General features: G+C 74.8%; 8 protein-coding genes. 2 read left to right on the plus strand and 6 right to left on the minus strand.

What is annotated here, in order from left to right:
• Positions 1-178 precede the first annotated feature (178 nt).
• Positions 179-910 carry an SseB family protein gene (locus AQJ64_RS34150; protein WP_055636979.1) on the minus strand — a complete coding sequence of 244 codons (732 nt, stop codon included), beginning with the start codon at positions 908-910 and terminating at the stop codon, positions 179-181.
• Between the two features lie 150 nt (positions 911-1,060).
• Here AQJ64_RS34150 and AQJ64_RS34155 point away from each other — a divergent pair, with 150 nt between their 5' ends.
• A complete protein-coding gene (locus tag AQJ64_RS34155) occupies positions 1,061-2,053 on the plus strand; it encodes a serine hydrolase (RefSeq protein ID WP_055636977.1) in 993 nt (330 codons plus the stop codon).
• Between the two features lie 6 nt (positions 2,054-2,059).
• Here the strand turns inward: AQJ64_RS34155 and mycP are convergent, their stop codons facing one another.
• Positions 2,060-3,277, minus strand: a complete 1,218-nt coding sequence (gene mycP / locus AQJ64_RS34160) for a type VII secretion-associated serine protease mycosin (RefSeq protein WP_055636978.1) — start codon at positions 3,275-3,277, stop codon at positions 2,060-2,062.
• Entirely contained in the window at positions 3,274-5,610 is a 2,337-nt protein-coding gene (locus AQJ64_RS51850; RefSeq protein WP_280529292.1) for a hypothetical protein, read from the minus strand. Before AQJ64_RS51850 ends, mycP begins: the two co-directional genes overlap by 4 nt.
• Before the next feature lie 280 nt (positions 5,611-5,890).
• Here AQJ64_RS51850 and AQJ64_RS34170 point away from each other — a divergent pair, with 280 nt between their 5' ends.
• The gene (locus tag AQJ64_RS34170; RefSeq protein WP_059203265.1) at positions 5,891-7,093 is read left to right on the plus strand and encodes an amino acid deaminase/aldolase; all 1,203 of its coding nucleotides are present in this window, start codon (positions 5,891-5,893) and stop codon (positions 7,091-7,093) included.
• 184 nt (positions 7,094-7,277) lie between these two features.
• On the opposite strand, the gene AQJ64_RS34175 is transcribed toward AQJ64_RS34170, so the two are convergent.
• From AQJ64_RS34175 to AQJ64_RS34185, 3 genes are all read right to left on the minus strand, one after another.
• Positions 7,278-8,060: a 3-oxoacyl-ACP reductase gene (locus AQJ64_RS34175; protein WP_055636361.1), complete on the minus strand. Its 783-nt coding sequence runs from the start codon at positions 8,058-8,060 to the stop codon at positions 7,278-7,280.
• Positions 8,057-9,430: an aldehyde dehydrogenase family protein gene (locus tag AQJ64_RS34180; protein WP_055636360.1), complete on the minus strand. Its 1,374-nt coding sequence runs from the start codon at positions 9,428-9,430 to the stop codon at positions 8,057-8,059. The genes AQJ64_RS34175 and AQJ64_RS34180 overlap by 4 nt, the downstream gene beginning before the upstream one ends.
• Before the next feature lie 11 nt (positions 9,431-9,441).
• Positions 9,442-10,101 (minus strand): glutamine synthetase family protein (locus tag AQJ64_RS34185; RefSeq protein WP_244902706.1); only part of this gene is annotated, 660 nt, incomplete at its 5' end.

The raw sequence follows: 10,101 nt of genomic DNA on the forward strand, positions 1-10,101 counted from the left end.
CTAGTGCCGCGGCAGGCAACGTTTGCCCGTCAAGGAGCGGCGTCCGGTGCGTGCTCTCGGCGTGCCGGCCGGAAGTCCTCGTACTGGACGTACTTGGGCTTTCGGCCGGTGCGGCGAGAGTGCGTGCCGGGCGTCGCGACGGGGCGAACGTCGCCTGCCGCGGCACTGGTCCGTCGGCTCATCCCCGTACGTAGAGGGGCTCGCCCGGAGGGGTGGTCCCGGCCGGCAGGAGCGCCAGGTCGAGACCCCGCACCAGGCGGGCCCTCAGTGTCTCGTCGGCGGCGAGCCGGCCGGCCACCGCGCGGGCGGCCTCGGCGGGGGCGGCGGCCGGGTCGAGGACCAGGGCGAGGGTGCCGTCCGCCTGCCCCGGCCCGAGGTGCGCGCGGACGACGTCCGGTTCGGCGGCCACCGCGGCACGCACCGCTTCCCGTACGGCCGGATCGGCGAGCGGATCGGTCGTCGTACGGCCCTCCGCGAGCGCCCGCAGCGCCGGTCCCGTCAGCTCGAACGCCACCGGCCCGGCCAGGTCGAGCACCACGGTGTCCGCCTTCTCGTGGGCGGCGGCCCGCAGCGCCTGGTGCAGGGGTACGGCGACGGGGCGCGCCGCCGGGTCCCAGCGGGCGAGGGAGTCGGTGGAGGTGAAGGCGGGCAGGGCGGTGCGGCCGCCGGCCTTCAGGGTGGGGACGGCCATGTCGCTGGTCTTCTCGCGGCGCAGCCCGTTCTCGTCCTCCTCGACCTCGCCGAGCACGGCCACCACCGGGACGAGCAGCCGGGTGCCCTCGAGCGCCTCCAGGACGGGTCCGACGGCGGTGCGGTCCTCGGCCCAGGCGGCGAGCGCCGCGCTCAGCCGGGGGTCGGCGGAGCCGTCGTCGTCGGAGTAGCCGGGGTCGGGAATGTTCTTGTTCGCCACGGTCACCGACCTTATCGGGGGGATGCTGCTGGGCTTGTGCGGGGCCCGAAACACGACCGAGACGGCTTTCACAGGATTCTCAGCCTTCGCTGACGTACCTCTTACGTACGTCTAACGGCCCGCACAGTCGCCGCCGCGACCATCTCGGGCATGGAGTCTCGCAGAGCCCGTAGCGGCCGCCGCGCCCGCCCGTCCCGGCGCCGCCCCCTCCTCTACACCGCGCTCGCCACCGTGGCCGTCCTCGGCGCCACCGCGGGCGGCACCGTCTACGTGAAGGCACAGGCGCACTCCGGCGAGGGGGCCGTATCGTCGTCCTCCGCGGAGCCGTCGGCGTCCGCGTCGGGGTCGGCGGACGGAGGCGTGACGGTGGAGTCGGTGGCGGCACCCGAGGTGGATCACGACGCGCTGCTGGCCGGGGCGATGAAGTCGGTGACCGTGCCGGGGGACGCGAAGGTGTCCGTGGCCGTGCTGGACGTGGACTCCGGGGACAGCGCGACCTACGGCTCCGCCGCGTTCGACACGGCGAGCATCGTGAAGGTGGACATCCTGGCGACCCTGCTGCTCCAGGCGCAGGACGCGGGCCGGCATCTCACGGCGGCCGAGAAGTCGTCCGCCACCACGATGATCGAGAACAGCGACAACACCTCGGCCTCGGAGCTGTGGCGGATCATCGGCAAGGCGGAGGGGCTGGACGCGGCGAACGAGCGCTTCGGGCTCACGGGCACCGAAGGCGGCGACGACATGCTGTGGGGGCTCACCCAGACCACGGCCGCCGACCAGCTCAGGCTGCTCCGGCAGGTCTTCGGGGACGACTCGGAGCTGAGCGAGGCGTCCCGGACGTACCTGCAGGGCCTGATGCGGCAGATAGCGGCCGGCCAGCACTGGGGTGTCTCGGCGGCGGCCGACGGCTCGTCCTGGGCGCTGAAGAACGGCTGGCTGGCCAGGAGCACCACCGGGCTGTGGGACATCAACAGCATCGGGCGGGTGACGTCCGGCGGGCGCACGTATCTGGTGGCGGTGCTGTCGAACGGCAGCGCGACGCAGGCGAAGGGCATCTCGCTGGTGGAGGCGGCGGCGAAGGCGGCGGTGTCGGTGTTCGCGGACGACGGCGCGTCGGCGACGACGACGGCCACCGACTACTAGGCGGCGCTAGTACGTCTCGTACGTCTCGTAGGTCTCGAACGCGTCGGGGTCGCGGCGGCCGCGCCACAGGACGACCGCGCCGAGCAGGAGCACCACTCCGGCCCCGCCCGCGAGCGGGGCGGCCCAGCTGGAGGTGTCGTCGTCGGCGCGGGCGGTGTCGGGGCCCGCGCCGAAGTACTTCTTGCCGTAGGACGCGGACTTCAGGCCCTGCGGCTCGAGGTCGCCGGCGGCCCGGATCGCGGCGGCGGGGTCGATGAAGCCGAAGCCCCGGGAGTCGTCGCGGCCGCCGGCGGGGGGGTTGCGAGCGGTGTCTTCCAGGAGCTTCTTGATCTGTGCCGGGGTGAGCCCGGGGTGGGCGGCCTTGACGAGCGCGACCGCGCCCGAGACGAACGCGGAGGCCGCGCTGGTCCCCCAGCCCTCGTAGTACTTGTGGTCGGGGTCGGCGATGACGACCTTCTGGCCGGGGGCGCTGACCGTGGCGTACCAGCGGCGGGTGGAGAACGAGGCGCGGGTGCCGTAGCGGTCGACGGCGGTCGCGACGATCACGCCCGGGTAGGCCGCCGGGTAGGAGATGTGGTCGCCCTTGTCCCCGCCGTTGCCGGCCGAGGCGACGACGACCACCCCCTTCTTCAGGGCGTACTGCACGGCCTCGTCCTCGGCCGGTTCCGGGTGGGCGGAGGCGGAGTCGTCGCCGAGGGAGAGGTTGATGACGTCGGCACCCTGGTCGGCGGCCCAGCGGATGCCCTCGGCGAGGGCGTTGCCACGGCTGTTGCGGGCCTTGGTGCGCTGGGGGTCGTCGTCCTCCAGGATCACGCGGACGGGGAGGATCCTGGCCTCGGGCGCGATGCCCATGACCCCGTCCTCGTCGCCGTACCCGTGCCCGTGACCGGCGATGATGCCGGCCATGGCGGTGCCGTGCCGGGCCCAGGGCCGCTCGCCCTCCTTCGCGCCGAAGCCGACCATGTCCTTGCCCTCGAGGACGTTGCCCTCCAGGTCGGGGTGGTCGGCCTCCACACCGGTGTCCAGGACGGCGACGGTGATGCCCTTGCCCTTGGTGGTCTGCCAGGCCTCCTGGGTGTGCATGGCGTCGAGGGCCCACTGCTGGGCGCGGATGCCGTCGGCGTACGCCGGGGCGGCGGGCAGCAGGGCGACGGAACCGGCGAGCAGACAGCAGAGCAGCCCGGCCCTGCGGGTACGACGGCTGCGAGGGCTGCGACGGCTCATGAGGGCTGCTCCGAGGGCGGCGTGACGGCGGTCTTGCGCAGGCTCCGCTCGATGCGGTCGGCGAGGCCCCGGGCCTCGTTGCCGAGGCCGGCCTGGGCGGGGGCCGTGGTGGCGCCGGAGGCGGTGGCCTGCGTGGCGGGCTCGGGGCTGTCGACGGTACGGCCGTCGGCCCAGCCGGAGACGGCGTAGACGACGACGGGGGCGTCGGTGAGGACGGAGATCGTCCACGAGGCGCGCTGCTTGTCGCCGAAGGAGACGGCGGCGGTGCCCTTCGCGGCGTACGGCTTCGGCATCAGGTCGGTGCGGCGGCCCAGGCCCTCCTTGTCGAAACGGGTGTCGAGGGCGCGCATGCCGGCCGCGTCGGCGGTGGTGAAGAGCAGGCCGACGGTGGTGACGTAGCTCTGGGTGGCGTCGGTGTAGGTGGCGCGCAGGAGCCGCTGGCAGCCGACCGGGGTGAGGGCCTGGCGCAGCAGCGGGTCGAAGGCGTCGGCACAGCCGCTGTCCGGGGCGACGGCGATCCGGGTCCAGGTCCGGTCGGCGCCGCCGGGGCCGGCGCCCTGCCCGTCGACGGTGACCGGGAACAGGTCGTCGACCGGAACGTTGTGCCACAGGCCGCCGGCGGCGGCGTACGTGTCCCGCGCGCCGCTTCCCTCCGCGTCCCCGATGAGCCAACTCCCGGTGACGGCACCGCCGATGAGCCCCAGCCCGAGCACGACACAGGCGGCGGCCACGACGGTGCGCCCCCGCCGCCCGGCCCCTCGCCACCCGTCCCCGAACCCTTCGGGCCGCGCGAACGTCACCACGGGCCGCGTGGCACCGGGCGCCTTCCCGGGAGCCATGGGAGCGCTCCAGGAGAGGGCGGGATCAGGCGAGACGACAGCGGACAGGGACGCCTCGGAGGGGGCGGCGGGAGGGGTGGAGGGGCGCGCGGAGGGGCCCTGTGCAGCGGAGGGAGCGACGAAGGGGTCCGGGGCGGCCGTGGGGCGCGGGGGCGTGTTCGGTGCGGCGGCGGGGCGCGGGGGCGCGCTGGGCGCGGCGGCGGGGCGCGGGGGCGCGGCGGCGGGGCGACCGGAGGTGCCCTGCCCGGGTGTGGAGCGGGTGGCGGCACCCGGGCCGGACCCGGGACGGCCGGAATCACCCGTGGCCGTGGTGGGGCGGGCGGGATCGGAGGTCGGGCGGGTGGGTCGGGTGGGTCGGGTGGGTGGGGACTGGTCCGCCGGGGAGCGCGGTGGGTCCGCGGGGGCGGGCGTCGGGCGGGTGGTGGGCTTCGGGGGCGCGGGCCGGGGGGCCGGGGGCGGGAGGGTGAAGTCGGGGGGCGGTATGGCGGAGGTGGGCGTCCAGGCCGGCTGGTCGTCCGGTTCGGCCGTCGGCGGCTGCGGGGCGGCAGCACGCCGGGCGGTACCGGGGCCCTGCCCCGTCTCCGGCTCCACGTCGGCACTCGGGCTCGGGACCCAGCTGCGGGGCAGCGGGCTCCAGGCACTGCCGGAGACCGGGGCGGTGGGGCGCGAGCCGCTGCCGTCGGCCGGCTCGGCGGTACGGGGAGCCGTCGCCGGACGCGGGCCGAAGAAGTCGGAGGACCGGGGTGCCGACGAGCCCGCGGGGCGGGCGCCGCCCGGTTCGGTGGGTTCCGGGCCACGTGGGGCACCCGGACCGCCGAACCGCGGCTCGGTGGTGTTGTCCGCGCGGTCGTCGGCCGGAGCGCCGGTACCCGGGCGGTCGGGGCGGTCACGATCGGCGCTGCGGGGCGCCTGCGTTCCGGGCGGTCGGTACGGGGAGGAGCCGTTGCCCGGGGCGTCCGGGCGTACCGGCGTCGCCGGGGGCTGTGCCGGGCGGGGGGTGTCGGGGCGGCGCGGGGCGGGGCCGCCCGGCCGGGGCGGGGTGTCGGGGAAGCGGGCCGACGCGGCAGGCGGAGGCGGCGCGCCCACGGGATCCGTGCCGAAGGGGGCGGAGAAGCGGAGGGTCCGGTCCGAGGGCGCGGTCCTGCCCGGAGCGGACGGCGGGGCCTCCGGCGAGCCGCCGGCCTCCTGGTCGGCGGACGGGGCGTACGGGCGGACCCAGGGGGCCGGGATCCTCGGGGACCTCGGCGTGGCGGCTCCGGTGGGGCGGTTCGGCCGGGGGTGCGGGGCGCTGTTCCGCGGCCCCGCGGGGCCCACGACGCCGTGCGTGCCGTTCTCCTCGGCGCCGGACGGCTTCGCTGTGTCGTTCGCGGGTTTCTCCCCGGGTGCGGCGGTCGGCTGTTCCTCGTGACCCTCGCCCGCCGAGGGCGGCTGGGCCGGGCGGGGCGGCACGTCGGGGCGCGGGGGAACCGAGGCGCGGCGTGCTTCCGTACTCATGCACCCCCCGTTTCCTCTGGCCCGGGCCGTCGTTCTCGTACGCGGGCCGTCCTGCGCGTGCCCGGGCGCCCCGGTGCGGACGCGGTGGTCCGTCCAGGCACGCATACCCGCGCGGAGGGAGCGGCATCCCGGCGCGGATCTCCGGCCGGAGCCGTCCTCCGTGCGTGCGCGTCACTCTACGGCTTGTTGCCGAGCGAACGGGAACCAGTCCGTGACCGACGGGGTATCTGCCCGGAACATCCCCCTACCCTGCGGTAATCGAGTCTGGCAGGCTTCGTTCATGACTGCGCGCGCCGCCGACCGGGCCCGTTACGACCGGGCCACCGAGCATCTCGACGCTCCTCTCGCAATCGTCGACCTGGACGCTTTCGACGCCAACGCCGAGGACCTCCGCCGCCGGGCCGGCGGCAAGCCGATCCGGGTGGCCAGCAAGTCCGTCCGCTGCCGGACCCTGCTGGAGCGCGTCCTCGCCAGGGACGGCTTCGCGGGCATCATGTCGTTCACCCTGGCCGAATCCCTGTGGCTGGCCCGTTCCGGCTTCGACGACATCCTGCTCGCCTATCCCTCCGCCGACCGCGCCGCCTTCGCCGAGCTGGCCGCCGACCCCAAGCTCGCGACCGCCGTCGCGGTCATGATCGACGACGTCGCCCAGCTCGACCTCATCGACGCGGCACGGGCCGGCGGCAGCGAAGTCATCCGGGTCTGCCTGGAGTTGGACACCTCGCTGAAGCTGCTCGGCGGCCGGGTGCGGGTCGGCGCCCTGCGCTCCCCGCTGTACTCCCCCGCCCAGGTGGCCGAGGTGGCGCGGGCGGTGGCCCGGCGGCCAGGGTTCAAGCTCGTGGGGATCATGGCGTACGAGGGTCATATCGCCGGTGTCGGCGACGATGTGGCCGGGCGGCCCTTCCGGTCCCGGGCGATCCGGCTGATGCAGGCCACGGCCCGCCGTGAACTCGCCGAGCGGCGTGCCGCGGTGGTGCGCGCGGTGCGGGCCGTCGCCCCGGACCTGGAGTTCGTCAACGGCGGCGGCACCGGCAGTGTGCAGCACACGGCCGCCGAGGACGCGGTGACGGAGATCGGCGCCGGGTCGGGGCTGTACGTGCCGCGGCTCTTCGACAACTACACGTCGTTCACCGGGCGTCCGGCCGCCCTGTTCGCCCAGCCCGTCGTACGGCGGCCGGGGGTGGGCGTCGTGACCGTCCTCGGCGGCGGCTACCCGGCCTCCGGCGCCGCCGGACCCGACCGGCTCCCCGTGCCGTACCTGCCCGAGGGGCTGCGGTACGACCCCCAGGAGGGCCCCGGCGAGGTGCAGACCCCGCTCATCGGCTCCCCCGCCGACGATCTGCTGATCGGCGACAAGGTGTGGTTCCGGCACGCGAAGGCCGGTGAGCTGTGCGAGCGGTTCGACGTGCTGCACCTGGTGGAGGGGGACACGGTCACGGCGACCGTGCCCACCTACCGGGGCGAGGGGCACACGTTCCTGTGACGACCGCCTCGGGCGGGTGTCGAAAGTGGCGTCGTCCGCCCGGAGGGCGGGGCCCGCGGCGTCTGGTGCGGTGCATCGCACGGCGGAGGGTCGTCCGCGTACTGGGCGTACGCGGACGATCCCGACAACGCGGCGAGGCGCCGTGCCAGGCGTCGCGGCCCAGACGGGACTTTCGATACACGCCCTAGAGCGGGGTGACGTACGCCCCGGCGATACCGCCGTCCACCAGGAAGTCGGCGGCGTTGACGAACGAGGAGTCGTCGCTGGCCAGGAAGGCCACGGCCGCGGCGATCTCCTCGGCCTCGGCGAACCGGCCCACCGGGATGTGCACCAGGCGCCGGGCGGCCCGCTCCGGGTCCTTCGCGAACAGCTCCTGCAGGAGCGGGGTGTTGACCGGGCCGGGGCACAGGGCGTTGACCCGGATGCCCTCCCGCGCGAACTGCACGCCCAGCTCACGGGACATGGCGAGGACGCCGCCCTTGGAGGCGGTGTACGAGATCTGCGAGGTCGCCGCGCCCATCCTGGCCACGAACGACGCCGTGTTGATGATCGAGCCCCTGCCCTGGCGCCGCATGTAGGGGATGGCGGCCTTGCAGCACAGGTAGACGGAGGTCAGGTTGACCTCCTGGACGCGCTTCCAGGCCTCCAGGCCGGTCTCCAGGATGGAGTCGTCGTCGGGCGGCGAGATGCCCGCGTTGTTGAAGGCGACGTCGACGCTGCCGTAGGTGTCGTACGCCGTCCTGAACAGGGCCTCGACCTGCTCGGCGTCGGTGACGTCGACCTTCACGAAGATCCCGCCGACCTCCTCGGCGGCCGCCTTGCCGCGGGCCTCGTCGACGTCGCCGCAGACGACGTGGGCGCCCTCGGAGGCGAGCCGGCGGGCGGTGGCGAGGCCGATGCCGCTGCCGGCTCCGGTGATGACGGCCGTACGGCCGACGAGGCGACGGCACACAATCTCTTCGGTCACTGTGCGGGGCCCTCCGTGGAGATGAAGACGTTCTTGGTTTCGGTGAAGGCGGTCAGGGCGTCCGGGCCCAGCTCACGGCCGACGCCGGACTGCTTGAAGCCGCCGAACGGGGTCCAGTAGCGGACGCTGGAGTGGGAGTTGACGGACAGGTTCCCGGCGCGCACCGCCTGCGAGACGCGCAGGGCGCGGCCGACGTCCCGGGTCCAGATGGAGCCGGAGAGGCCGTAGGGGGTGTCGTTGGCGAGCCGGATCGCGTCCGCCTCGTCGGTGAAGGGCAGGAGGACGGCGACGGGGCCGAAGATCTCCTCGCGGGCGGCGTCGGAGTCGGGTGCGGCGCCGGTGAGGACGGTCGGCGGGAACCAGAAGCCGGGTCCCTCGGGGGCGCTGCCACGCAGTCCCGGGGCGTCGTCCGGGACGAACGACCGTACGCGGTCGACCTGCTGACGGGAGATCAGCGGGCCCATCCGCGTCGCCTCGTCGGCCGGGTCGCCGACCACCACGGCGGGCAGCTCCCGGGCGAGGAGGTCGGCCACCTCGTCGTACACCGACTCCTGGACGAGGATCCGGGTGCGGGCGCAGCAGTCCTGGCCGGAGTTGTCGAGGAAGGAGAAGGGGTCGACGGCCGCCTTCAGGTCGGCGTCGGCGAAGACGACGTTGGGGCTCTTGCCGCCGAGTTCGAGGGTGACCGGTTTGACCTGGCGGGCGCAGCGCTCCATGACCTCGCGGCCGGTGCGGGTGGAGCCGGTGAACACGATCTTCGCCACGCCGGGGTGGTCGACGAGCGCGCGTCCCGCGACGGCGCCGTACCCGGGCAGGACCTGGAACAGCCCCTCGGGCAGGCCGGCTTCGAGCCCGAGTTCGGCGAGGCGCAGGGCGGTGAGCGGGGTGGTCTCGGCGGGCTTGAGGACGACCGCGTTGCCGGCCGCGAGGGCCGGGAAGGAACCCCAGGCGGCGATCGGCATCGGGAAGTTCCAGGGGGCGATCACGCCGACCACGCCGAGCGGCTCGTGGAAGGTGACGTCCCAGCCGCCGGGGACCGGGATCTGCCGGCCGGTGAGGCGTTCGATGCCGCCGGCCGCGTAGAGCAGCAGGTCGCGGGCGTTGCCGGCCTCCCAGCGGGCGTTGCCGAGGAGGTGGCCGGCCTCGCGGACCTCCAGCCGTGCCAGCTCGTCGAGGTGCGCGTCCACGGTGTCGGCGAACCGGCGCAGGAGGCGGGCGCGGTCGGCGGGCGCGAGCGCGGCCCACGGGCGCTGTGCCCCCGTGGCGCGCCGGACGGCCGCGTCCACGTCGGCCGCGTCGGCGGCGGGGACGGTGGCGACGACTTCCTCGGTGGCCGGATTCAGGACGATGAGCTCGTGCGGGTCGGACAAGACAGGACCTTTCACAGGCGTTCGAAGGAGCGGCGCAGTTCCCAGTCGGTGACCGCGGCGTCGAAGGCCTCCAGCTCGACGCGTGCCATGTTGCGGTAGTGGGCGACGACCTCGTCCCCGAAGGCGTCCTTGGCGACCGGGCTGTTCTCCCACAGCTCGGCGGCCTCGCGGAGCGTGCCGGGGACGTGCGCGTACTCGGCGGTGTAGGCGTTGCCGGGGCAGGCCTCGGGCAGCTCCAGCCGCTGCTCGATGCCGTACAGCCCGGCCGCGACCAGCCCGGCGACCGCGAGGTGCGGGTTGACGTCCCCGCCGGGCAGCCGGTTCTCGAACCGGAGTGAGCGGCCGTGTCCCACGACCCGCAGGGCGCAGGTGCGGTTGTCGTGGCCCCAGGCGACGGCGGTCGGGGCGAACGAGCCCTGCTGGAACCGCTTGTAGCTGTTGATGTTGGGGGCGTAGAGGAGCGAGAAGTCGCGCAGGGCGGCGAGCTGGCCGGCGAGGAAGTGCCGCATGGTGTCGCTCATCCCGCCGTCCTCGGCGGCGAAGGCGTTACGGCCGTCCGGGTCCGTCAGCGACAGGTGGATGTGACAGGAGTTGCCCTCGCGCTCGTTGAACTTGGCCATGAAGGTGAGGGAGCAGCCCTCCTGGGCGGCGATCTCCTTGGCGCCGGTCTT

Origin of the sequence: Streptomyces griseoruber (assembly GCF_001514205.1) — a bacterium.
Taxonomy (GTDB): domain Bacteria; phylum Actinomycetota; class Actinomycetes; order Streptomycetales; family Streptomycetaceae; genus Streptomyces; species Streptomyces griseoruber.

Bases quoted from the DNA above. Each gene is read 5' to 3' on its own strand.
- AQJ64_RS34170 (WP_059203265.1), top strand. From the start codon at position 5,891: ATGACTGCGCGCGCCGCCGACCGGGCCCGTTACGACCGGGCCACCGAG.
- AQJ64_RS34155 (WP_055636977.1), top strand. From the start codon at position 1,061: ATGGAGTCTCGCAGAGCCCGTAGCGGCCGCCGCGCCCGCCCGTCCCGG.
- mycP (WP_055636978.1), bottom strand. From the start codon at position 3,277: ATGAGCCGTCGCAGCCCTCGCAGCCGTCGTACCCGCAGGGCCGGGCTG.
- AQJ64_RS51850 (WP_280529292.1), bottom strand. From the start codon at position 5,610: ATGAGTACGGAAGCACGCCGCGCCTCGGTTCCCCCGCGCCCCGACGTG.